General features: G+C 73.6%; 20 protein-coding genes. 12 read left to right on the top strand and 8 right to left on the bottom strand.

The annotated features are described in order from the left end of the window. Together ACLU3S_RS17315 and ACLU3S_RS17310 are read left to right on the top strand one after the other, a co-directional pair. Positions 1 to 1,170, top strand: a 1,170-nt coding sequence (locus ACLU3S_RS17315) for a PQQ-binding-like beta-propeller repeat protein (RefSeq protein WP_413952767.1), incomplete at its 5' end; no start/stop codon positions are given. A 121-nt stretch (positions 1,171 to 1,291) separates the two neighbouring features. Further along, a complete protein-coding gene (locus ACLU3S_RS17310) occupies positions 1,292 to 1,858 on the top strand; it encodes a hypothetical protein (protein WP_413952766.1) in 567 nt (188 codons plus the stop codon). On the opposite strand, the gene ACLU3S_RS17305 is transcribed toward ACLU3S_RS17310, so the two are convergent. Genes ACLU3S_RS17305 through ACLU3S_RS17295 form a run of 3 tightly spaced genes read right to left on the bottom strand, consistent with a single transcriptional unit; the run spans position 1,855 to position 4,189 of the window. Continuing rightward, positions 1,855 to 2,640: an enoyl-CoA hydratase/isomerase family protein gene (locus ACLU3S_RS17305; RefSeq protein WP_413952765.1), complete on the bottom strand. Its 786-nt coding sequence runs from the start codon at positions 2,638 to 2,640 to the stop codon at positions 1,855 to 1,857. The two genes, ACLU3S_RS17310 and ACLU3S_RS17305, sit on opposite strands and share 4 nt — an antisense overlap. Continuing rightward, complete coding sequence (locus tag ACLU3S_RS17300) at positions 2,625 to 3,032, bottom strand: Zn-ribbon domain-containing OB-fold protein (RefSeq protein ID WP_413952764.1); 408 nt, start codon at positions 3,030 to 3,032, stop codon at positions 2,625 to 2,627. Before ACLU3S_RS17300 ends, ACLU3S_RS17305 begins: the two co-directional genes overlap by 16 nt. Before the next feature lie 2 nt (positions 3,033 to 3,034). Next, the gene (locus tag ACLU3S_RS17295) at positions 3,035 to 4,189 is read right to left on the bottom strand and encodes a lipid-transfer protein (RefSeq protein WP_413952763.1); all 1,155 of its coding nucleotides are present in this window, start codon (positions 4,187 to 4,189) and stop codon (positions 3,035 to 3,037) included. A gap of 77 nt (positions 4,190 to 4,266) precedes the next feature. Between ACLU3S_RS17295 and ACLU3S_RS17290 the strand changes: the two genes are divergently transcribed. Continuing rightward, a complete protein-coding gene (locus tag ACLU3S_RS17290) occupies positions 4,267 to 5,862 on the top strand; it encodes a FadD3 family acyl-CoA ligase (RefSeq protein WP_413952762.1) in 1,596 nt (531 codons plus the stop codon). Between the two features lie 82 nt (positions 5,863 to 5,944). On the opposite strand, the gene ACLU3S_RS17285 is transcribed toward ACLU3S_RS17290, so the two are convergent. Together ACLU3S_RS17285 and ACLU3S_RS17280 are read right to left on the bottom strand one after the other, a co-directional pair. Beyond that, positions 5,945 to 6,118 carry a hypothetical protein gene (locus ACLU3S_RS17285; protein ID WP_413952761.1) on the bottom strand — a complete coding sequence of 58 codons (174 nt, stop codon included), beginning with the start codon at positions 6,116 to 6,118 and terminating at the stop codon, positions 5,945 to 5,947. A gap of 207 nt (positions 6,119 to 6,325) precedes the next feature. Then, entirely contained in the window at positions 6,326 to 9,304 is a 2,979-nt protein-coding gene (locus ACLU3S_RS17280; RefSeq protein ID WP_413952760.1) for an AfsR/SARP family transcriptional regulator, read from the bottom strand. A gap of 188 nt (positions 9,305 to 9,492) precedes the next feature. On the opposite strand from ACLU3S_RS17280, the gene ACLU3S_RS17275 reads away from it, so the two are divergent. The 7 genes from ACLU3S_RS17275 to ACLU3S_RS17245 all read left to right on the top strand — a co-directional run bounded on the left by ACLU3S_RS17275 (position 9,493) and on the right by ACLU3S_RS17245 (position 17,283). Beyond that, positions 9,493 to 10,722: an amidohydrolase family protein gene (locus ACLU3S_RS17275; RefSeq protein ID WP_413952759.1), complete on the top strand. Its 1,230-nt coding sequence runs from the start codon at positions 9,493 to 9,495 to the stop codon at positions 10,720 to 10,722. Next, positions 10,719 to 11,645, top strand: a complete 927-nt coding sequence (locus ACLU3S_RS17270) for an LLM class F420-dependent oxidoreductase (protein WP_413952758.1) — start codon at positions 10,719 to 10,721, stop codon at positions 11,643 to 11,645. The genes ACLU3S_RS17275 and ACLU3S_RS17270 overlap by 4 nt, the downstream gene beginning before the upstream one ends. A gap of 11 nt (positions 11,646 to 11,656) precedes the next feature. Beyond that, entirely contained in the window at positions 11,657 to 12,427 is a 771-nt protein-coding gene (locus tag ACLU3S_RS17265; protein ID WP_413952757.1) for an SDR family NAD(P)-dependent oxidoreductase, read from the top strand. Positions 12,428 to 12,526: 99 nt separating this feature from the next. Continuing rightward, a complete protein-coding gene (locus ACLU3S_RS17260) occupies positions 12,527 to 13,645 on the top strand; it encodes an LLM class flavin-dependent oxidoreductase (RefSeq protein ID WP_413952756.1) in 1,119 nt (372 codons plus the stop codon). A 15-nt stretch (positions 13,646 to 13,660) separates the two neighbouring features. Then, positions 13,661 to 15,391 (top strand): N-acyl-D-amino-acid deacylase family protein, encoded by a 1,731-nt coding sequence (locus ACLU3S_RS17255; RefSeq protein WP_413952755.1) that lies wholly within the window; start codon positions 13,661 to 13,663, stop codon positions 15,389 to 15,391. Then, positions 15,388 to 16,839, top strand: coding sequence for an aldehyde dehydrogenase family protein (locus tag ACLU3S_RS17250; protein ID WP_413952754.1), 1,452 nt, complete (start codon positions 15,388 to 15,390; stop codon positions 16,837 to 16,839). The genes ACLU3S_RS17255 and ACLU3S_RS17250 overlap by 4 nt, the downstream gene beginning before the upstream one ends. Positions 16,840 to 16,935: 96 nt before the next feature. Further along, entirely contained in the window at positions 16,936 to 17,283 is a 348-nt protein-coding gene (locus ACLU3S_RS17245) for a protease inhibitor I42 family protein (protein WP_413952753.1), read from the top strand. On the opposite strand, the gene ACLU3S_RS17240 is transcribed toward ACLU3S_RS17245, so the two are convergent. Both ACLU3S_RS17240 and ACLU3S_RS17235 read right to left on the bottom strand, forming a co-directional pair. Then, positions 17,270 to 18,610, bottom strand: a complete 1,341-nt coding sequence (locus ACLU3S_RS17240; RefSeq protein ID WP_413952752.1) for a carotenoid oxygenase family protein — start codon at positions 18,608 to 18,610, stop codon at positions 17,270 to 17,272. The genes ACLU3S_RS17245 and ACLU3S_RS17240 overlap by 14 nt on opposite strands. Further along, positions 18,607 to 19,167 (bottom strand): hypothetical protein, encoded by a 561-nt coding sequence (locus tag ACLU3S_RS17235; protein WP_413952751.1) that lies wholly within the window; start codon positions 19,165 to 19,167, stop codon positions 18,607 to 18,609. Before ACLU3S_RS17235 ends, ACLU3S_RS17240 begins: the two co-directional genes overlap by 4 nt. 117 nt (positions 19,168 to 19,284) lie before the next feature. Here ACLU3S_RS17235 and ACLU3S_RS17230 point away from each other — a divergent pair, with 117 nt between their 5' ends. Beyond that, on the top strand, positions 19,285 to 19,797 hold the full coding sequence (locus ACLU3S_RS17230) for a PadR family transcriptional regulator (RefSeq protein ID WP_413952750.1): 513 nt from the start codon (positions 19,285 to 19,287) through the stop codon (positions 19,795 to 19,797). On the opposite strand, the gene ACLU3S_RS17225 is transcribed toward ACLU3S_RS17230, so the two are convergent. After that, positions 19,790 to 21,187: a CehA/McbA family metallohydrolase gene (locus tag ACLU3S_RS17225; protein ID WP_413952768.1), complete on the bottom strand. Its 1,398-nt coding sequence runs from the start codon at positions 21,185 to 21,187 to the stop codon at positions 19,790 to 19,792. The genes ACLU3S_RS17230 and ACLU3S_RS17225 overlap by 8 nt on opposite strands. Positions 21,188 to 21,338: 151 nt before the next feature. Here ACLU3S_RS17225 and ACLU3S_RS17220 point away from each other — a divergent pair, with 151 nt between their 5' ends. Further along, complete coding sequence (locus tag ACLU3S_RS17220; protein ID WP_413952749.1) at positions 21,339 to 22,184, top strand: LLM class F420-dependent oxidoreductase; 846 nt, start codon at positions 21,339 to 21,341, stop codon at positions 22,182 to 22,184. Positions 22,185 to 22,281: the final 97 nt, after the last annotated feature.

Raw genomic sequence — 22,281 nt, 5'->3', positions numbered from 1 at the left:
GCCGTACCGCCCGCCCCGCCCCAGCCCCCGGAGACGGCGAGCGGCTGGCGTCCGTGGCGTTTCCGCATGTCGAACGACGTCTGGGGCACCCCCTCGGTCGACGGCGACCTGGTGTACGTCACGTCCTTCGAGGTGCACGCCCTCGACGTGGCCACCGGCCGCCGCCGGTTCAAGACCCGGGACGTCGCCTGGTCCATGGCGGTCGCGGACGGCCGGGTGTACGCCTCCGACGGCCCCACCCTGTTCGCGCTGGACGCGCGCGAGGGCACCGATCTGTGGCGGCTGTCCACGGACGCCTGGGTGTACTCGCTGCGCGCCGACCGCGGCACGGTCGTCACCGGCACCCGGGGCGGCGGTGTGCAGGCATGGGAGGCCGGGAACGGGCAGAAGCTGTGGGAGATCAGCGGCTGCCAGACCGACTTCGAGTCCCCCGAGGCCGGCCCGCTCGTCCACGACGGCACGGTCTACGTCTGGCAGGACGCCCGGCTGCGCGCGCTGGAGGCCCGCACCGGCGAGGAGCGCTGGTCGTACCCCGTCGGCGACGCGGCCTCCTGCGGCGGCGTGCCCGTCCGCCTCACCCCGGCCCCCGACGGCTACGTGTACGTCAGCGCCGGCACCCGCGTCCTCGCCGTCGAGGCGGCGAGCGGCATGGTCCGCTGGCACTTCGAGGCCCCGGCGGTCTTCCTGTGCCCGCCGGCCTTCGCCCCGGGCCCGGCCGTCACCGGCGGCGGCATCTACCTCGCCGACTATCTCGGCACGGTGTACGCCCTCGACGCCACCGACGGCCGCGACCGCTGGCGCATCGCCACCGAGGCCCGCTCCTCCGTCGAGCCGGTCCTGGTGGCGGCCGGCCACGTCCACGTGGGCAGCGGCAAGGGCCTCTACACCCTGGACGCGGTCACCGGCACCCCCAAGTGGCGGTTCCAGGCGGGCGGTGACGTGGTGGGCTCCCCGGCGGTCGCCGAGGGGCGCATCCACTTCGGCTCCACCGACCATCTGCTGTACACCCTGAAGGCCGACGACGGCCGGCTGCGCTGGAAGCTGGCGACCGGCGGGGAGATCACCGGCTCCCCGGTGGTCAAGGACGGCGTGGTGTACGCCTGCAGCAAGGACCGCTGCGTGTACGCGCTGGACGCGGAGAAGGGCACGGGGACGGCCCGTACGGCGTGAGAGGCGTGACGGCCGTCGCACATGGCACGGAAGGGCTCCGGACGGCGGCCGTCCCGGGGCTGACGCCCCCCGCGGTGCTCCACCGGCGCCACGCGGTGACCGGGGCGGCTAGGGTGATGGCATGCACACGCAAACCCGTACGCGCGCGCTCAGGTTCACGGCCGTACTGGCCTTCGTGGTGCTGAACCTGACCGGCTTCTCGACCGGCCGCCACCATCACAGCCGTCACCGCACCGGGGGCGGGGGCGGGTGCAGCAGCTCCCATCAGGACCACGACAGCTACCACCGCAGCTACGGCGACGACCACCACGACAGCGGTACGAGCGGCGGCACCGGCGGCTACGGCCGCCGGCCCACGCACCGGGTCACCTCCACCCCCTCCAGCAGCGGCACGGCCCTGCGGGACGGGACGGCGAAGCTGGTGCGCTGCGCGACCGAGAAGGCGCCGTACGCGACCGTCGAGGTCACCAACCCCAACGGCCGCCAGGCCCGGTTCACGGTGGACGTCGAGTTCGACGACAGCAAGAACACGCTGGTCGCGGAGAACTCCGCGACGGTCACCGTGCCCGCGAAGGGCACGGCGCGCGTCCGGGTGGAGCTGCTGCGCGGCACCGACTTCGCCGACGACGGGCTCGTCCACCAGGTCGGCCACTGCAGGGTCGGTCCCAGGGCCCTGCTCGCGGGCTAACGCACCCGGAACTCCCGTCGTCGTGCGGCGAACAGCTCCGCCTGCCGCCCGGGCGACAGGTTGCCCAGCGCGATGAGATGCGGCGCCTGCGCGCATCCCTGCGCCCGCGCCGCCTCCCCGGCCGCCCACAGCGCCCGCACGGTCCCCTGCACCCCCTTCGGCGGATACCCGGCGATGACGGCGGCGCACCGCACGGCGGCGTCCAACGCCTCGCCGGGACCCACGACTTCGGACACGAGCCCGACCGCGTGGGCCCGCTCGGCGGAGATCCGCTCGGCCGTGCCCATCAGCATCATCCGCGCGACCTCCCCGTACGGCATGCGCCCGGCCATGAGCACGGACTCGTACGCGCTGACCATGCCGTACGTGGTGTGCGGATCGAAGAAGACCGCCGTCGTGTCCGCGACCACGAACTCGCTCTCGCCCAGCAGATAGAAGGCCCCGCCGCAGGCCATCCCGCGCACCGCGGCCACCACCGGCTTCCACAGGCCGTTCGCCTTCGGCCCGGCGCCGAGCAGCGGATCGTCCTGCATGTACGGCGACGACGGCTGCGGCACGGCCGCGTCCCGGTCGATGCCCGTGCAGAACGCCCGCTCCCCGGCCCCGGTGAGCACGACGGCCCGCACCGAGTCGTCGCATCGCAACCGGCCCCAGGTCTCGGCGAGTTCCCGGACCATGACGAGGTCGACGGCGTTGAGCCGCTCGGGCCGGTCCAGCGTGACCACGGCGACACCGGTGTCCCTGTCGGCCTCCAGGCGCACGGTGTTCACGCGAGCACCCACTGGGGCAGCCCCCCGGAGAAGACCGCCCGGACGCGGGCGCCGATCGTGACGCGCCGCGGATCGAGCGAGTCCAGCGGCGCCCCGGCCCGGGTGACGACGTTTCCGACCAGCCGTATCCGGGGCGCGTCCTCCAGCTCCACGACGACCACGTTGTAGGGCGCCTGCTCCGCGTAGCCGGGCAGCAGCGGCGGGTGCGGGACCACGTACGACCACACCCGCCCGCGCCCCGACACCGGCCGCCACCGGCTCGCGAAGGACTGGCAGTGCGGGCAGCACGGCCGGGGCGGGAACCGCGGCTCGCCGCACGCGGCGCAGGCCTGCACGCGCAGTTCGCCGCGGGCCGCGTACTCCCAGAAGGGGGCGCCGTCGGTGTCGGTGACGGGAGTCAGCATGGTCAGCTCCTCAGCAGCAGCGCGGAGGTGGGGACGCCCTCGCCGGCGGTGACGAGGCAGGTGGCGGCGCCGGGCACCTGGGCGGTGCTGGTGCCGCGCAGCTGTCTGACGCCCTCGTTGATGAGGTTGAAGCCGTGCACATAGGCCTCGCTGAGCCCGCCGCCGCTGGTGTTGAGGGGCAGCCGGCCCCCGATCTCCAGGGCGCCCTGCTCGGTGAAGGCGCCCCCCTCCCCCCTGCCGCAGAAGCCGTAGCCCTCCAGCGACAGCGGGACGAGCGCCGTGAAGGCGTCGTAGATCTGCGCCACGTCCACGTCGTCCGGGGTGACGTCGGCGTGCTTCCACAGGTGCCGGGCGGCGGTCCAGGCGGGCCCGGTCAGGGGGTCGTCGTTCCAGTAGTTGACCATGCCGTGGTGCTGCGCGGGCAGCCCCTGCGCGGCGGAGTGCACGTAGACGGGCCTGTGCGCGCAGTCCCGCGCGCGCTCCCTGCCGACGACCACGCACGCCAGGGCCCCGTCCGTCTCCAGGCAGTTGTCGAACAGGCACAGCGGCTCGCTGATCCACCGCGAGGTCATGTACATCTCGCGGGTCAGGGGCCGCTCGTACATCACGGCCGCCGGGTTCTGGTTGGCCCGGTTGCGGCAGGCGAGGGCCACGTTGAAGAGGTGGTCGCGGGTGGCGCCGTACTCGTGCATGTACCGCCGCGCCAGCATCGCGATCTCGTCGGCGGGCCGCAGCAGCCCGAAGGGCCGGGTCCACTGGGCCGGAGTGGGCAGCTGCGCGGTGGTGCCGGTCCACGGGCGGGGCCCGCTGCCGCGCTTGCGCGACCGCCAGGCGACCCCCACCGTGGCCTGCCCGGACGCGATGGCCCCGGCGAGGTGCGCGACGGTGGCGCACGATCCGCCGCCCCCGTACCCCACCTTGCCGAAGAAGGTCAGATCCCCGAACCCCACCGACTTCGCCAGCTCCACCTCGTCGGTCTCCTCCATGGTGTAGGAGGCCAGGGCGTCGACCTCGCCGGGGGCGATCCCGGCGTCGTCCAGCGCGGCGAGCACGGCCCGGCAGGCCAGCGTCCGCTCGTCCTCCGGAAGGTGTCTGGCGAAGGCGGTCTGCCCGATGCCGACGATGGCGGTGGCGTCCTTGAGCCCGGTAGCTGCCATGACCGGCCCCCTTCTCCTGACAGGCCGTCAGGTTACCGCTAATCTGACGGGCAGTCAGCTATGCGGTGGAGGGGGCAATGAGCGACTGGGGCACCGTCCCGGAGCTGGTGCGGTCGTCGGCCGAGCGGTACGCGGACGCCGAGGCCGTGGTCGAGGGGCGCACCAGGATCACCTACGCCGAACTGGGCGCCCGCGTCGAGCGTGCGGCGGCGGCCTGCCTCGCGAGCGGGGTGGAGCCGGGCGACCGGGTGGCCGTCTGGGCCCCCAACTGCCTGGACTGGATCACCGCGGCCCTCGGCGCGGTCTCGGCGGGCGCGGTCCTGGTGCCGCTGAACACCCGCTTCAAGGGCGCCGAGGCGGTGGACGTGCTGCGCCGCAGCAGGTCCCGCCTCCTCTTCGTGACCGGCACCTTCCTGGGCACCTCGTACGTGGCCTCCCTGCGCCGGGCGGCCGGGGAGGGGGCGCCGGCCGCCCGGGGGCCGCTGCCCGGACTGCCGGAGCTGGAGCAGGTGGTGGTGCTGTCGCAGGACGCGCCACCGGACTTCCGCACCTGGAAGGAGTTCCTGGCCGGGGGAGAGGGCGTGGGCGGAGCCGAAGTGCTGGCCCGGGCCGGGCGATTGGACGAGGCGTCCGTCTCGGACATCGTCTACACGTCGGGCACGACGGGCCGCCCCAAGGGAGCGGTGATCACGCACGGCCAGACGTTGCGGGCCTACGCGATCTGGGCGGACCTGGCGGGCCTGCGCGCCACCGACCGCTACCTGATCGTCAACCCCTTCTTCCACACCTTCGGCTACAAGGCCGGGGTGATCGCCTGCCTGATGCGCGGGGCGGCGATGATCCCGCAGCCGGTGTTCGACGCGGGCACGGCGCTGGCGAACATGGCGGCGGAGCGCGTGTCGGTCCTGCCCGGCCCGCCCACCCTCCTGCAGTCGCTGCTGGACCACCCGTCCCGCGACGCCCACGACCTGTCCGCGCTGAGGCTGGTGGTCACGGGCGCGTCCGTGGTCCCCCTGCGGCTGGTGGAACGCCTGCGCGGCGAACTGGGGGTGGGCACGGTCCTGACGGCGTACGGCCTCTCGGAGGCGACCGGCATCGTCACCATGTGCCGGCGCGGCGACGCCCCCTCGGTCATCGCCTCCACCTCCGGCCGGGCGATCCCCGGCACCGAGATACGGGTGGTGGACGCCGCGGGCACTCCGGTGTCCCCCGGCACGCCGGGCGAGATCCTGGTCCGCGGCTTCAACGTCATGCGCGGCTACGACGGCGACCCCGGGGCGACCGCCGAGGCCCTCTCCCCGGAGGGCTGGCTGAGCACGGGCGACGTGGGCGTCCTGGACGCCGCCGGGAACCTGCGCATCACGGACCGCATCAAGGACATGTTCATCGTCGGCGGCTTCAACGCCTACCCGGCGGAGATCGAGCACCTGCTGGGCGTCCACCCGGACGTGCGGGAGGTGGCCGTGATCGGCGTGCCGGACGCCCGCCTCGGCGAGGTCGCCAAGGCCTTCGTGGTCCGCCGCCCGGACTGCCACCTCACCGCCGACGACCTGATCGCCTGGTCCCGCCGCGAGATGGCCAACTACAAGGTGCCGAGGGCGGTGGAGTTCGTGGGCGAACTGCCGCGCAACGCGAGCGGGAAGGTGGTGAAGGGGCTGCTGCGGGGGCGCTGAGTGCGGCGCCCGCACACGCCTCGGCCGCGACGGCTCCCCCTCCGCGCCGCCGCGGCCGTTCCCCGTGTGGTGAGAGGTCCCGTCAGGCCTTCTCGTCGGTGGCGTGCGAGTTGTCGGGCGTGACCGTGCCATCGGTCTCGCCGGCGTCGAGGGGGGTGATCTTCACCGGCTCGATGGTGGCGTGGCTGTTCAGCGTGGTCACCTCGGCCGGCTCGGTGTCCGCAGCCGCCGCCGTGGGCGTGTTCTCGTTGCTCATGACTCTCCCCTGAAAGGACGTGTTGCGCGGTGCGCGGGCGGATCCCGTCCGGCAGCTCCCCCGAGGGCCGCCGGACGGGTGCCTCCGGGCCGCTACACCTTACGGTGCGGCGGTCGGCCGGTCCGTCTGCCCCCCGACGCGGCGGATCGACAGGAACGAGGATGCCGTGGCGCGATAAACGAACGATGAACGCATAGATGCACCGCGTCAGACGACGGCACGGGAGCCGAGAAGGCCCCGTACCTCCTCGGCCTCCGGCGCCTTCAGGGTCTCGAAGATCTCGAGGGCCTCCCGCCAGCAGACCTGTGCCCGGCCGGACTGCCCGATGCCGCCCAGGGCCCGGCCCAGCACGGTGAGCACGTTGCCGCGCCGCCAGTCACCGCCGACCCCACGCAGAAGGGACAGCGCCGTCTCCGCGTTGGTCGCGGCCTGGGCCGGACGGCCCGCCGCCAGGTCGAGCTCCGCGAGGCGGAACAGGGTCATGCCCTCCCACAGGCGCATCCGGCTGTCCCGGAACACCGACAGGGCCTCTTCGAGACGCTCGGCGGCGTGCTCGTACCGGCCGCACTGGGTGAGCGCCAGCCCCAGCGCGTAGCGGCCGTTGGCGCCCTTGAGCGCATGCCCCATGTCGTCGTACATGTCGGTCCCCTGCTGGGCCAGGGACACCGCGCTCGTGGTGTGCCCCATCGCCAGCCGGATCCGGGAGAGGTTGCACAGGGCGCTGGCCTCTCCGGGGCGGTCCTTGCAGGTGCGGAAGCTGTCGATGGCGCGGGTCAGGTGCTTCTCACCGTCCTCGAGACGGCTCTGGTACAGCGCGATGATGCCGAGCATGTTGGACGCCCAGCACTGGGGCAGGGGGTCTTTCGCGGCGTCGGCCAGGCGCAGCGCCTCGGTGGCCTCGTCGGCGGCCGGCTCGAACCGGCCCGTCAGATGGTGGCCGTTGGCGACGGTGACGAGCGCGCGGGCCTCCGCGCGCTGGTCGCCGGCGGCGCGTGCCGCGGCGCGCACGGAGGCCGCGGTGTCCACGTACTCACGGGAGTTGGCGCCCGACTCGGTCAGGTCGATGGCGGCCCACAACAGGTCGACGGCACGCCTGAGGCGGTGCGGAGCCGTCGACTGCCGCACGCACGCCAGCAGGCAGATCGCCTCCGCGTACAGCCAGTCCTGCGCGCGGTGCCGGTCCTCGAACGTCAGCCCCGGATGGCTCGTCGGCTCCAGGTGGTCCACCAGCCGGTCCTCCGGCCGCTCGATCGCGTAGACGCCCGCCGCCGTGGCCAGATAGAAGTCCAGCAGCCGCGACATCGCGGCCTCCCGCTCGCTCGGCGGCTGCTCGTCCCGTTCGGCGCAGGCGCGCGCGTAGAGGCGGACCAGGTCGTGGAAGCGGTAGCGGCCGGGGGCGGCGGACTCCAGCAGGGACGTGTCCACCAGCGACTCCAGCAGGTCCTCCGTCTCCTCCGCCGACAGGTCGAGGACCGCCGCCGCGGCGGCCAGGGAGATGTCCGGGCCGTCCGCGAGGCCCAGCAGGCGGAAGGCCCGGGCCTGGGCCGGCTCCAGCTGGCCGTAGCCGAGTTCGAAGGTGGCCTTCACCGCGAGGTCGCCGGCCTGCAACTCGTCCAGGCGGCGGCGTTCGTCCGCGAGCTTGGCCGCCAGCACGGAGACCGTCCAGGTGCGGCGGGCCGCCAGGCGGGAGGCCGCGATGCGGATCGCCAGCGGGAGGAAGCCGCAGGCCGCGACCACGTCGAGGGCGGCCTCGCGCTCCGCCGCGACCCGCTCCTCGCCCACGATCTTCGTGAAGAGCGCGAGGGCCTCGTCCGGGGACATCACGTCCAGGTCCACCAGATGTGCCCCGGCCAGGTCGACCATGCGCGCCCGGGAGGTGACGAGCGCCGCGCACCCCTCGGTGCCCGGCAGCAGCGGGCGCACCTGGGCCGCGTCCTTGGCGTTGTCCAGCAGGACCAGGACGCGGCGGCCGTCCAGGACCGAGCGGTACAGGGCCGCGCGTTCGTCCAGGGAGTCGGGGATCGCCGAGTCCGCCGTGCCCAGTGCGCGCAGGAAGGAGCCCAGGACCGTCTCGGGCTCCGCCGGGCGGGGACCGGCGCCCTGCAGGTCCACGTACAGCTGGCCGTCCGGGAAGGCCGGGCGGGCGCGGTGGGCCACGTGCACCGCGAGGGTCGTCTTGCCGACTCCTCCGATGCCGGCCAGCGCCGAGACCGCCATGACCCGGCCCTCCGCCTCGGACGCCGACGCCAGCACGTCGCTCAGCTCGTCCACGAAGGCGGCCCGGCCGGTGAAGTCCGGCACGGAGGCGGGGAGCTGGGCCGGGCGGACCGGGGCCGCGGACGGCTCCGGCGCCGGGGCGGAGGGTTCGGCCAGCGCCGGGTCCGCCTGCAGGATGCGCTGCTGCAGCTCGCTCAGGCCGGGACGCGGGTCCACGCCCAGCTCCTCGGCGAGCAGGCGGCGGGTGTCGGCGTACACGGCCAGGGCCTCGGCCTGGCGGCCGCTGCGGTACAGGGCGAGCATGAGCAGCTCCCGCAGCCGCTCCCGCAGCGGATGCGCCGCCGTCAGGGCGGTCAGCTCGGACACCGCCTCCGTGTGGCAGCCCTGCTCCAGGTCCATGTCGAGGCGGGACTCGAGCAGTCCGAGCCGCCACTCCTCGAGGCGGACGCGCTGGGTCTCCGCGTAGGGGCCGGGCACGCCGGCCAGGACCTCGCCGTCCCACAGGGCGAGGGTCTTGTTCAGGAGTTCCCGCGCCCGCCCCAGGTCGCCCGAGCCCCGCGCCTTCTCCGCCTCCGCCGCCAGGTTCTGCGCCGCCGTCAGATCCAGGGCGCCCTCGCGCAGGCCCCGGATCGCGTAGCCGCCGGACTCGCTCACCAGGATGCCGGGGCCGAGGGCCTTGCGCAGGCGGGAGGCGTACGTGCGGACCGCCGCCAGCGCCTGGGACGGCGGCTCGGGGCCCCACAGGGCGTCGATCAGCTCCGCCGCCGTGGCCGTGCGGCCCTCGCGCAGCAGCAGGGCGGCCAGCAGGGCGCGCTGCTGGGGGGAGCCGGTGCCGACCGCCTCCGCGCCGCGCCAGGCCCGCACCGGACCGAGCACGCTGAAGCGCGCCGCCTCCGGCTCCGTGACGGCGTCGGCCATGGCCACGGAACCGGGACGCCGCTGCTCGGGTACTCGCGGCCCACCGTCCATGCGTTCGTCCCCCTCGGCATCACGAACAACCCCGTCAGTTTGCCTTGTTCCGGACGGTTGCGTCAGCCGTGCGAGACGCCGATCACAGGGCGCTGCGCCTCGATCACAAAGCCCACACACCCTCTTCGCACGCAGCGGGCCGGCCCCGATAGCTGACGGACCGTCAGATCGGCGCTACCGTGGGCGCCATGGACTCCCACGACAGCACGTTTCCGCTGATCATCTCCGTGGACGACCACACCGTCGAGCCCGCCGGCGTGTGGCAGGACCGGCTGCCGAAGAAGTACCTGGACACCGGGCCCCGGATCGTCCGCGCACCCGTGCAGGAGATGACCTTCCTGGGCGGGCGCTTCCGGCCGGTCATGGGCGAACCGGGCGGCACCGACGGCCCGCTCGGCGACTGGTGGGTCTACGAGGGCCTGCGCCGGCCCCTCACCCGCCTCGACACCGCCGTCGGCTGCGCCCGGGACGAGGTGAAGCTGGAGGTCATCACCTACGAGCAGATGCGGCCGGGGTCGTACGACGTGGCCGCGCGCCTCGCCGACATGGACGTCAACCACGTGCAGTCCGCGCTGTGTTTCCCCACCTTCCCCCGCTTCTGCGGGCAGACCTTCACCGAGGCCGCCGACAGGGAACTCGCCCTGCTGTGCGTCCGCGCCTACAACGACTGGATGGTGGAGGAGTGGTGCGGGCCCGCGTCCCGCGGACGGCTGATACCGCTCACCCTCATCCCCCTGTGGGACCCGGAGCTGGCCGCCCGGGAGGTCCGGCGCAACGCCGCCCGGGGCGTCCGGGCCGTCGCCTTCTCCGAGATACCCCCCTACCTCGGCCTGCCGTCCGTCCACACGGACGACTGGGACCCGTTCCTCGCGGCCTGCGACGAGACCGGCACGGTCGTCGCCATGCACATCGGCTCCAGCAGCCGGATGCCCTCCACCTCCGCCGACGCCCCGCCCGCCGTCGGCTCCACCATCACCTTCGCCAACTGCTGCTTCTCGATGGTCGACTGGCTGATGAGCGGCAAGTTCGAGCGCTTTGCGAACCTGAGGGTGATGTACGCCGAGGGGCAGATCGGCTGGATCCCCTACATCCTCGAACGCGCCGACGTGGTCTGGGAGGAGAACCGCGGCTGGGGCGGTGTCGCCGACAAGGTGCACCGGCCGCCGTCCGAGCTGTTCGCCGAGCACGTGTACGGCTGTTTCTTCGACGACGCCTTCGGGCTGAGGAACCTCGACTCCGTCGGCGTCGGCAACGTCCTCTACGAGACCGACTACCCCCACTCCGACTCCACCTGGCCCAGGTCCCGCGAGGTGGGCGAGGCGCAGATGGGACATCTGCCGGCGGACGCGGTCGAGCGGATCGTGCGCGGCAACGCGATCGGGCTCCTCGGGCTCACCCCCGAAGGGCTCTGGCGGTGAGTGCCCTCGCGTACGGCATCCAGCTGCCCGTCCAGTCCCAGAGCACCCTGTACACCGAGGCCTGGGAGGCGGGCGCCGGGCCGGGGGACCTGGTGGAGGTCGCGCGGGCCGCGGACCGGGCCGGGTTCGACTACCTGGCCTGCTGCGACCATGTGGCGATCCCGCGCCGGCTGGCCCCGTCCATGAGCACGGTCTGGTACGACCCCGTCGCCACCCTCGCCCACCTCGCGGCCGTGACCGAGCGCGTCCGGCTGCTCAGCCATGTGGCCGTGGCCGGGCTGCGGCACCCGCTGCTCACCGCGAAGCAGTACGCCACGCTCGACCACCTCTCCGGCGGGCGGCTGATCCTCGGCGTGGGGGCCGGGCACGTGCGGGAGGAGTTCGAGGTCCTGGGGGCGGACTTCGCACGGCGGGGTGCCCTGCTGGACGAGAGCATCGACGCGCTGCGGGCCGCCCTCGGACCGGAGGAGTTCCCCGAGCACCACGGCAAGCTGTACGACTTCGCGGGCCTCGGCCAGCGCCCCCGTCCCGCGCAGCCGCACGTGCCGCTGTGGGTCGGCGGATCGTCGCCGGCCGCGGTGCGCCGGGCCGCCCTGAAGGGCGACGGCTGGCTGCCACAGGGCGACCCGCGCGACCGCCTGCCGGCGCAGATCGCGCGGATCCGGCAGCTGCGGGCGGAGCAGGGCGTGCGGGGGCCGTTCACCGTCGGCGCCCTCACCGAGCCGCTGTACGTCGGCCGGGCCGGCTGGGACGTCGGGCGGCGGACCCTGACCGGGGCGCCGCAGGCCCTCGCCGAGTCGCTGCGGGCCTACCGGGCGATGGGCGTGCACCAGGTCCAGGTGCGGTTCCGCAGCCGGTGCCGGGCCGAACTCATCGAGCAGATCGACGCGTTCGGGGCGGAGGTCGCACCCCGGCTGAACTGAGGAGGAGCTTCGTGGGCAAGCTGGACGGGCGGGTCGTCGTCATCACCGGGGCGGCGCGCGGGCAGGGCGAGCAGGAGGCACGGCTCTTCCGGGCGGAGGGCGCGCGGGTGGTCGTCGCCGATGTGCTGGACGGCCAGGGGGAGGCCCTGGCCAAGGAGATCGGGGCGCTCTACGTCCACCTCGACGTGGGCACCGAGGAGAGCTGGCGGGAGGCCGTCGCGGCGGTCAAGCGCGCGTACGGGCGGATCGACGGGCTGGTCAACAACGCGGGCATCCTGCGCTTCAACGCCCTCGTGGACACGCCGCTGGACGAGTTCATGCAGGTCGTGCAGGTCAACCAGGTCGGCTGCTTCCTGGGGATGAAGGCGGTCGCGCCCGAGCTCGCGGACGGCGGCACGATCGTGAACACCGCCTCGTGCACCGCCCTGACGGGGATGGCGGCCGTCGGCACGTACGCCGCCACCAAGCACGCCGTGCTCGGCCTGACCCGGGTGGCCGCGCTGGAGCTCGCGGGCCGGCGGATACGGGTCAACGCGGTCTGCCCGGGCGCCATCGACACCCCCATGTCCAACCCGGCCCGGCTGGACCCGGACGCCGACCCAAAGGAGACGGGCCGGGCCCTGGACGAGCTCTACCGCAGGCTCGTGCCGCTCGGGCGGGTCGGGCGGCCGGAGGAGGTGGCGCGCCTCGCCCTCTTCCTCACCTCGGACGACTCCTCGTACATCACCGGGCAGCCGTTCGTGATCGACGGGGGATGGCTGGCCGGGGTCACCCTCATCTGACGCTGCGTCAGCTATTGACCCCCCGTGACGGCGATGCGACAGTCGTCCAGAACTGACGGAGCGTCAGAAAAGCTTCGGGACCGGGGACGGTGAACCTCCGTGGAATTCGGGCTCTTTGTACAGGGATACGTGGGCAAGCGCGCCGAGACCGACCCGCTCGCCGAGCACAAGGCGCTGATGGAGGAGACCGAGTACGTCATTCAGGCGGACCGGTCCGGCTTCAAGTACGCCTGGGCCTCCGAGCACCACTTCCTGGAGGAGTACTCCCACTTGTCGGCCAACGACGTCTTCCTCGGCTACCTGGCCCACGCGACGGACCGCATCCACCTCGGCTCCGGGATCTTCAACCCGCTCGCCCAGGTCAACCACCCGGTGAAGGTCGCCGAGAAGGTCGCCATGCTCGACCACCTCAGCGAGGGCCGCTTCGAGTTCGGCAGCGGCCGGGGCGCCGGCTCGCACGAGATCCTCGGGTTCATCCCGGGTGTGACCGACATGAACTGCACGAAGGAGATCTGGGAGGAGACGATCGCCGAGTTTCCCAAGATGTGGCTCCAGGACGAGTACGCCGGCTTCCAGGGCAAGCACTGGCAGCTGCCGCCGCGCAAGGTCCTGCCGAAGCCGTACGGGAAGTCCCACCCGGCGATGTGGTACGCGGCCGGCTCCCCGCCGTCGTACGCCATGGCCGCGAGGAAGGGACTCGGCGTGCTCGGCTTCAGCATCCAGAAGGTCTCCGACATGGAGTGGGTGCTGGAGCAGTACAAGACGGCGATCGTGGACGCCGAGCCCGTCGGCGACTTCGTCAACGACAACGTGATGGTGACGACCACCGCGATCTGCGCACCGACACACGCCGAGGCGATCGAGACCGCCGTGGGCGGCGGCCTGCACTACCTGCCCTCGCTGGTCTTCCGGTACCACGACACCTTCCCCCGCCCCGAGGGCTTTCCGGAGTGGCCGCAGACGCTGCCGGAGTACACGGCCGAGTTCGTCGAGCTGCTCATCGAGGAGGAGCTGCTGATCTGCGGCGACCCGGACGAGGTGCTGCGGCAGTGCAAGCGGTGGGAGCAGGCCGGGGCCGACCAGCTGAGCTTCGGGCTGCCGGTGGGGGTGCCGAAGGAGCAGACGCTGCGGACGATCCGGCTGATCGGCGAGCACGTCATCCCGAAGATCGACACCGATCCCGTGCACCGGACCTCGCGGTTCCGCCAGGCCGCCTGATGGAGGGATCCCGGCATGCTGGACCACCTGATCAAGGGTGCCACCGTCGTGGACGGCTCGGGCGCGCCCGCCCGCACCGCCGACGTGGGGATACGCGACGGGCGGATCGCCGCCGTCGGACGCGTCACCGATCAGGCACGCACCACCGAGGACGCGCGGGGGCTCGTCCTGACCCCCGGCTTCGTCGACCCGCACACCCACTACGACGCCCAGCTCTTCTGGGACCCGTACGCCACACCCTCCCTGAACCACGGGGTGACCACGGTCGCCGCCGGGAACTGCGGCTTCACCCTCGCGCCCCTCAACCCCGCCCGTCCCGAGGACGCCGACTACACCCGCCGCATGATGGCCAGGGTGGAGGGCATGTCCCTGGTGGCGCTGGAGCAGGGCGCGCCGTGGAGCTGGCACTCCTTCGGGGAGTACCTGGACGCGCTCGAAGGGCGGACCGCCGTCAACGTCGGCTTCATGGTCGGGCACTGCGCGCTGCGGCGGCATGTCATGGGCCCGGCCGCCGTCGGCGGGCAGCCGAGCGGGGACCAGCTGGACGCCATGGTGCGGCTGCTGCACGACGCCATGGACGCCGGCGCCTGGGGGCTGTCCACCACCCAGTCGAGCACGCACGCCGACGGGGACGGGCAGCCGGTGGCCTCCCGGCACGCCCGGCCCGCGGAACTGCTGGCCCTCTCCCGCGCCGTCGGCGAGCACGAGGGCACCCAGATCGAGGCGATCGTCGCCGGGTGCCTGGACCGGTTCAGCGACGCCGAGATCGACCTGCTCGTGGAGATGAGCGCGGCCGCCGGGCGGCCCCTGAACTGGAACGTGCTCACCGTCGACGCCGCCGTGCCCGAGCGCGTGCCCCGGCAGCTGAGCGCGAGCGAGCGGGCCCGGAAGGCGGGCGGCCGGGTGGTCGCCCTGACCATGCCGATCCTCACCCCGATGAACATGTCCCTGGGCACGTTCTGCGCGCTCAACCTGATCCCGGGCTGGGGCGAGATCCTGGGCCTGCCGGTCCCGGAGCGGATCGCCAGGCTCCGTGACCCGGACGTGCGCGGGCGGATGCTGCGGCGGGCCGCGTCCAGGGAGGCGGGCGTCCTCCGGCGGCTGACGGACTTCGGGCGGTACGTCATCGGCGACACCTACAGCCCGGCCAACCGGGGACTCACCGGCCGGGTCGTGCGCGACATCGCGGCCGAGCGGGGGCAGGACCCGTTCACCTGCCTGGTCGAGATCTGCGCCGCCGACCAACTGCGCACCGTGCTGTGGCCCATGCCCACCGACAACGACCCGGCGTCCTGGGCGCTGCGCGCCGAGACCTGGCGGCACGAGGACGTCCTGCTCGGCGGCTCCGACGCGGGCGCCCACCTGGACCGGATGTGCGGGGCGCCGTACACCACGCGGTTCCTCGGGGACTGCCTGCGCGGCCGGCGGGCGGCCGGTCTGGAGCAGGCGGTGAGGATGCTGACCGACGAGCCGGCGCGGCTGTTCGGGCTCCGGGAGCGCGGGCGGGTGCGGGAGGGCTGGCACGCGGACCTCGTCCTGTTCGACCCGGAGCGGATCGACGCCGGCCAGGCCCGTCTGGTGCACGACCTGCCGGGCGACGGCGCCCGCCTGGACTCGAAGGCGATCGGGGTGCGTGCCGTGTGGGTCAACGGGGTCGAGGCGATCCGGGACGACGTGGTGAGCGGGGCGGTGCCCGGGAAGGTGCTGCGGTCGGGGCGCGACACCAGGACGGTGAGCACCAGGTGAGCGACGGGCAGCGGCTGTTCGTCGGCGGGCGGTGGGTCGAGCCGGACGGCGGCCACTACCCGGTGACCGACCCGGCCACCGAGGAGACCGTCGGCCGGGCGCCGGAGGCCTCACCGGCGCAGGTGCGCGAGGCCTGCGCGGCGGCCCGGGAGGCGTTGGGGGCGTGGTCGCGGACCCGGCCGGAGGAGCGGGCCGCGGTGCTCGGGCGGGCGGCGGACATCATCCGGGGCCGACTCGTGGAGTACGCCGAACTGGCGCGGGCCGAGACCGGGGCGACCACGGGGACGGCCCGGGCCATGCAGGTCGGGGTGGCCGCCGCCCGGTTCCGGCGGTACGCCGCGGTCGAGCCGGCCGAGTGGGCGATCGCCCCGCAGATCAACGAGGCCGGGCCGATGGGCAGGGCCGGTGTGATGGGCGCGCTGGCGATACGGCAGCCCGTCGGGGTCGTCGCCTGCGTCACCTCGTACAACAACCCGTGGGCCAACCCGGCGGGCAAGGTCGCCCCCGCTCTGGCCATGGGCAACACGGTGGTGGTGAAACCCGCCCCGCAGGACCCCCTGTCCGTCTACCGGATGGCCGAGGCCCTGCAGGCCGCCGGGGTGCCGCCCGGGGTGGTGAACGTCGTCTCCGGGCGGGACGTGGCGGTCGGTGAGGCGGCGGTCGGGTCGGACGACGTCGACATGGTGAGCTTCACCGGTTCCACCGCCGTCGGCCGGCGCATCGCCGAGGTGTGCGGGCGGGGCATGAAACGCCAGTTGATGGAGCTGGGCGGGAAGGGCGCGGCCGTGGTCTTCGACGACGCGGACCTCGCCTCGGCCGTCGCCGGCATCGGCACCACCTTCTCCTTCTACAGCGGGCAGATCTGCACCGCCCCGACCCGGGTGCTCGCCCAGCGGGGCGTGTACGACCGGCTGGTCGGTCAACTCGCCTCCTACGCCGCGCGGCTGACGGTGGGCGACCCGGGGGCGCCGGACACGGTGGTCGGTCCGGTCATCTCCGCCGCGCACCGGGCGCGCGTCGAGTCGTACGTCGAACTGGGCCGGAAGGAGGGCGCGCAGGTCGTGGCCGGGGGTGAGCGTCCGCCGCTCGACCGGGGCTTCTACGTGGCGCCCACCCTCCTCGCCGGCTGCTCCAACGACATGCGGGTGGCCCGGGAGGAGATCTTCGGGCCGGTGGTGTGTGTGATCCCCTTCGACGAGGAGGACGAGGGCGTCGCGCTCGCCAACGACTCCGACTACGGCCTCATCGACTACGTCTGGTCGGGGGACGTGGCCCGTGCCTTCCGGGTGGCCCGGCGGCTGCGGGCCGGCGGGGTCGGGATCAACACCGTCGGGCGCAACATGGAGGCGCCGTTCGGCGGCTTCAAGCGGAGTGGGGTCGGCCGGGACGTGGGGTCGTACGCCCTGCACGCCTACAGCGAGGTGCAGTCGATCGTGTGGCCGGGGTGAGCCCTCACCCCCGCGCTGGCCGTACTGTCCGCCCTGACGGCCTGCGGTGCCCAGGGCGGGGACGCCGAGTACGGCACCCGGGACCGCTCCATCACGGTGGACGCCGGAAGCAGGTTCACGCTGAACGTCCCGGCGAACCCGAGCATGGGCCAGGACTGGTACCTCGCTGCTCCGGACCCCGACGCGGGCGTGCCGAAGTACCGCGGCGAGCGCAAGGACTTCCACGACACCCCGCTGGACGGCGGATCCGGGGGCACGCAGTACTTCGACTTCACTGCGGTGAAGTCGGGCACGACCAGAGTGACGCTGCTGTACTGCGTACTCGGCCGCTGCCCCGAGGGCGGCAGGGCGACCGCTTCCCCGTCGCCGTCCGCCGCCCCCACCGCCACGGGCGAACCGAGCGCACAGCCCGCGTACTTCGAGTACCGGATCACCGTCCGCTGAGCCTCCGCCGCACCGCCTGACTCTCCGCATCCGCCAGCCAGTTGCCGTGGAAGCCGAAGGGCACCCGGGTCGGCAGGTGGATGGTGGCGACCGGGGGCGCGGTGAGGTTGCCGGCGTCGAGGACGACCAGGTCGCTGCGGTCGGTGGTGGCGTCGTGGACGTACGTCAGGAGCCAGCCGGGGCCGCCCGGTGCGCGGTCGGCGGGGGCGAAGGCGGCCTCGCCCGGGGTGCGGGCGGGGCCGAAGTCGTGGGCGGTGGCGGCGCCGGTGGCCAGGTCGTAGCGGACCAGTGAGGTGCCGCAGGTGATGTGCCCGTGCCCGGCGGGAAGGCCGGTGAGCCGGTCGTCGACGCGCGGGAACTCGCCCGGCCGGTCGTCCAGTTGCTCCTCGCGCACCTTTCCCGTGACCGGGTCGGCGGTCCACTTCCACAGCACCGCCCGCTGGGACGCCGTACCGCCGTCCGCGGTCCGCCGCCACAGCTCCGGGTAGCGCATCACGTGCAGCACGATCGTCCCGTCCGGCGCGTCGTGGGCGTTGAGCACGTGAAAGACGTAGCAGGGGTCGATCGTGAACCATCGCACCTCGCCGTGCGGGTCGTCGCGTCGCAGGACGCCGAGGCGGGCCCCGTACCCGTCGTCCCAGCGGTACGGCATCGTGCCGCCGATCAGCGCGAGTTCGACGTCGAAGACGACCGGCAGGTCCATGAAGACGACGTGCCCGGCGGTGAGGGCGAAGTCGTGGTGCATGGTCGGGGCCGGCACGTCGACCGGCCTGCTGAGCACCAACTCGCCGGAGGCGTCCGCCCGGTGGTAGGTGAGGCGCTCGCTCTCCACCATGCCGTAGCCGAAGAAGTGCAGCTCCCCGGTGACCGGGCAGGTCTTCGGGTGGGCGGTCATGGCGGTGCGCAGCCGGCCGCCGAAGTCGTAGGGGCCCTTGGTGTCCAGGTCGCAGGTGAGTTCGTAGGGCAGCGCGCTCTCGACCAGCGCGAGGGTGCGGCCCGCGTGCCGGACGACGTGGGTGTTGGCCGGGCCGGCCGTGAGGTCCCGCCGGCCCTGCTCGTCGTACATCCGCGCGCCCTCGGTGAGCCGGCTGGTGCGGACCCAGCGGTTGCGGTACGACACCGCCCGGCCGCCCTCGATCCGCACACCGTGCACCATGCCGTCGCCGAAGAACCAGTGCCCGGAGGCGGCGTCGGCCGGGTTCGGGCCGTTGCGCAGGTACCAGCCGGCCAGCTCGGGCGGGATCGTGCCGGTGACCGGCAGGTCGTGGGCGGTGAGTTCCTCGCGGACCGGCGCGTAGTTCCCCAAGAGGTGCCTGGGCGTGGTCATCGGGCCACCTGCCCGGCCTTGGCCTGGACGTGGGCGACGTAGCGCACGGTGAAGAGCATCGGGACGACGAAGCCGGCGATCTGCACGAGCGTGGCCGGCGTCGAGTGGGCGTGCCCGGCGTGCTCGACCAGGGCGAGGACGACGGCGGTCAGGGCGAAGGCGGCGGTCCACCCGGCGGTGATGACCACGTTGGTCCGGACGAACGGCCTCAGCCCCCACAGCTCACGCGGCGTGGTCCGCTTGGCGATGCCGAGCGTGAACGGCCGTCCGACGGCCAGCGAGACCCCGGCGATGACGGCCAGGGTGCCGGAGGACAGGGCCGCCGCGTAGTCGTGCACGCCCGAGTGCGGGTCGGTGAGGGCGACGGCGGCGAGGGCGGCGAAGAAGACGGCCGAACCGGTCTCGATGATCAGGGCGTCGAATCCGGCGCCCTTCCGCTTCTCCTGGACGATGAGCGCCGCCGCGACGACGAAGGCGGCCGGCGCCCCCCACTGCCAGTCCCCGGAGGGGATGACGGCGAAGACGATCCAGGGCAGGAACGTGCGCAGATACGACATGAGGTGGCCCCGTTTTCCACTCGAAGCCCGGTTCGGTCCGCCGAGCTGTCTCTTGTGACATGTCGAAAGTAGAAGGTCGAGTCTCGACATGTCAAGAGTGGAAGGTAGAGTGGGGGCATGAGCCTCAGACACGCCCTGCTCGGCCTGCTCTCGGAACGCCCCGCCAGCGGGTACGACCTACTGAAGCGGTTCGAGACCTCACTGGCCAACGTCTGGCCCGCCACCCAGAGCCAGATCTACACCGAGCTGACCAAGCTCGCCGGCTCCGGCCTGATCACCGTGGCCGCCGAGGGCCCGCGCGGCCGCAAGGAGTACGCCCTCACCGACGAGGGACTCGCCGAACTGCGGCACTGGCTGACCGAAACCACGCCCCAGCGCACCATCCGCAGCGACATCCTGCTGCGCGTCTTCTTCCTCGGCGTGCTGCCCCCCGACCAGGCGCGCGGCTACCTGACCGAACTCGCTCAGATGTCCGAGCAGAGCATCGAGCAGTTGCGCCGGCTGTCGGACTCCATCGACTGGGACGACGGCAACCTCTCGGTCCACGGCCGGATCGCCCTGGAGTACGGCCTGCGCTTCAACGCCATGCGGCGCGAGTGGGCCGAGTGGGCGGCGGAGCAGATCACGTAGTGCCGAGGAACACCGGGTTGGTGAAGGCGGCCATCGCCCCGCCGCCCGCCGGGCCGAGCGCCGCCTCGTGGCGCACCTCTGCGCGCACGTACGCCGCGTGCCCGGCTGTCGTGCGCCACTGAACCGACCCGGACCCGGACACCGGCAGCGGTCCGCTCGTGAACACCGCGCCCTGGTCCGTCACGAACCGGACCGAGCAGCGCGGGGCGCCGGTCACCCCCAGCCGGACGGTCACCGGCGTGTCCGCCGCCACGGCCAGCCGCTCCCCGATCCCCGCCCGCCGCCCGTCGGGTCCGGTGGCGCCGAGGGCGAGGCCGACGTGCCGGGACTCCGCCACGTACGAGCGCCCCGCGCGAAGACCCTCCTGGATCGCCTCCCGGGTCAGGTCCTCGGCCAGGACGACCGTCTGCGGCAGGCCGACCGCGTCCGGGGCCCGGTGCGCGTCGCTGCCGCCCATCGCGGGCAGCCACCCGGGGCCGCCGTGCCGCCCCTGACGCACCGACGCGACCAGCCGCGCGTCCCAGGCGGCCAGGGTCACCTCGTCGTCGGGCGTGTACGGCCCGTTCCACACCTCGACCGCGTCCGCCTCCGCGAACCCGAACTTCCAGGCGCACCCGAGGCACGTGGCGTGCGGATGCGCCGGTACGACCAGCCCTCCGGCCGCGCGGATCTCCCGGGCGAAGCGCCCCCAGCGGCCGTCCCGGGCCCGGTAGCGCCAGTCCACGAAGGTGCCGGGCTCGGTGCCGAGCGCCAGCACGTGACCGTTCCTCGTCGTCACCTCCTCGCCGAGCATCACCAGCAGGTCCTCACCCGCCGCGTCGGCCCAGTGGGCGTGCGACGACGAGGTGTTGTGCTCGGAACTGTTGAGGAAGTCCAGCCCCGCCGCCCGCGCCAGCGCCGCGATCTCACCCGGTGTGCGCCGCCCGTCGGAGTGCCACGAGTGCAGGTGGCAGTCCCCCCGGTACCAGTCCCGTCCCCGTCCTCGCGCCCGCGACGGCGGGTACCCGGGCGCCGGGGTCCGGCCGGGCTCCCCCCGCGTCAGCGCGACCGTCACCTCGTACGACAGGCCCTGCGGCGCGACCGTGTACGGGCCGAGCGCGATGTGCCAGGTGCCGGGGCGCAGCGGCCCGGGGAGATACCCGGGCGTCGCGTCGTCCGCCCGCACGAAGAACTCCGTGCGCGCACCTCCGGACCAGCCCCGGAAGCCCGGCCCGCCCACCTCGGTCCCGCGCTCGTCGAAGAGCCCGATGTCCAGGGCGTTGCCGGGGGTGCCGGCGGGGACGGAGGGCCTGTCGTAGGCGTAGGAGACCCTCAACTCCGCGGTGTGCGGGGGGACTTCGAAGGGTAGGTAGACGTAGTCCGGGGAGCCCGGGGCGAGAGTGCCGCGCATGGTCGTCACGCGTCCAACGTAGGCCGACCCCGGGCGCACGGGAACCGCGTCGTCGGCCACGGCGGACCCCCGCGCATCCACCCCGCCGAAGGGGCGGAAATCCCGACCGGTCGGTATGGACTCTCGACGGCCCACCCGGTACAGATGGCCCATGCGCATCGCCGTCACGGTCTTTCTCACCGACGAGACCATCACCCCCACCCGTCTCGCCCGCGAACTCGAGCAGCGCGGCTACGCCGGCCTGTACCTGCCCGAGCACACCCACATCCCCGTCGAGCGCACCACCCCCTACCCGGCCGGTGGCGACCTGCCGCGCGAGTACGGCCGCACCCTCGACCCCTTCGTCGCCCTCGGGCAGGCCGCGGCCGTCACCTCGCGGCTGGGCCTCGGCACCGGGGTCACCCTGGTCGCCCAGCACGACCCGATCGCCCTCGCCAAGCAGATCGCGACCCTGGACCACCTCTCCGGCGGCCGCTTCACGCTCGGCCTCGGCTACGGCTGGAACGTCGAGGAGGCCGCCGACCACGGCGTCGAGTGGCGCACCCGGCGCGAGCTGGTCCGGGACCGGATGCGGCTCATGCGGGCGCTGTGGTCGGCGGAACCGGCGGCGTACGCGGGCGAGTTCGGCGGCGTGCGGGCGAGCTTCGCGCACCCCGAGCCGGCGCAGCAGCCGCGCGGTCCGGTCGTAGGCCCCCGCACGCTGATCGGCGGGGCCGCCGGGCCCAGGCTGTTCGCGCACATCGCCGAGTACGCCGACGGGTGGATGCCGATCGGCGGCCGGGGCCTCGGCGAGTCGCTGCCCGTGCTCCGTTCGGCTTGGGCGGACGCGGGCCGCGACCCGGCCGCCCTCCAGGTGGTCCCGTACGCCGTCCTGCCCACCCCCGGCAAGCTCGCCCACTACGCCGAGTCGGGCATCGAGGAGGTCGTCCTCCAGCTGCCGCCCGCGGGGGAGACGGAGATCCTCCGGGCGCTGGACGACTTCGACGGCTTCCTGTAGGCGAACGGCTCCGGGTTCCGGGCGGCTTGGGAACCGGGGGAGCGGGCCGCCGCGACGAACCCGCGCCCGGCGACGCTCCGCACCCCCGGGCCGGCTC

The organism is Streptomyces sp. AF1A (genome assembly GCF_047340315.1).
Taxonomy (GTDB): domain Bacteria; phylum Actinomycetota; class Actinomycetes; order Streptomycetales; family Streptomycetaceae; genus Streptomyces.
Note: the sequence above shows the minus strand (reverse complement) of the source record. Positions and strands in the feature narration are given on the sequence as shown.

Bases quoted from the DNA above. Each gene is read 5' to 3' on its own strand.
- ACLU3S_RS17280 (WP_413952760.1), bottom strand. From the start codon at position 9,304: ATGGACGGTGGGCCGCGAGTACCCGAGCAGCGGCGTCCCGGTTCCGTG.
- ACLU3S_RS17240 (WP_413952752.1), bottom strand. From the start codon at position 18,610: ATGACCACGCCCAGGCACCTCTTGGGGAACTACGCGCCGGTCCGCGAG.
- ACLU3S_RS17285 (WP_413952761.1), bottom strand. From the start codon at position 6,118: ATGAGCAACGAGAACACGCCCACGGCGGCGGCTGCGGACACCGAGCCG.
- ACLU3S_RS17290 (WP_413952762.1), top strand. From the start codon at position 4,267: ATGAGCGACTGGGGCACCGTCCCGGAGCTGGTGCGGTCGTCGGCCGAG.
- ACLU3S_RS17235 (WP_413952751.1), bottom strand. From the start codon at position 19,167: ATGTCGTATCTGCGCACGTTCCTGCCCTGGATCGTCTTCGCCGTCATC.
- ACLU3S_RS17300 (WP_413952764.1), bottom strand. From the start codon at position 3,032: ATGCTGACTCCCGTCACCGACACCGACGGCGCCCCCTTCTGGGAGTAC.
- ACLU3S_RS17310 (WP_413952766.1), top strand. From the start codon at position 1,292: ATGCACACGCAAACCCGTACGCGCGCGCTCAGGTTCACGGCCGTACTG.
- ACLU3S_RS17230 (WP_413952750.1), top strand. From the start codon at position 19,285: ATGAGCCTCAGACACGCCCTGCTCGGCCTGCTCTCGGAACGCCCCGCC.
- ACLU3S_RS17275 (WP_413952759.1), top strand. From the start codon at position 9,493: ATGGACTCCCACGACAGCACGTTTCCGCTGATCATCTCCGTGGACGAC.
- ACLU3S_RS17255 (WP_413952755.1), top strand. From the start codon at position 13,661: ATGCTGGACCACCTGATCAAGGGTGCCACCGTCGTGGACGGCTCGGGC.
- ACLU3S_RS17220 (WP_413952749.1), top strand. From the start codon at position 21,339: ATGCGCATCGCCGTCACGGTCTTTCTCACCGACGAGACCATCACCCCC.
- ACLU3S_RS17225 (WP_413952768.1), bottom strand. From the start codon at position 21,187: ATGCGCGGCACTCTCGCCCCGGGCTCCCCGGACTACGTCTACCTACCC.
- ACLU3S_RS17295 (WP_413952763.1), bottom strand. From the start codon at position 4,189: ATGGCAGCTACCGGGCTCAAGGACGCCACCGCCATCGTCGGCATCGGG.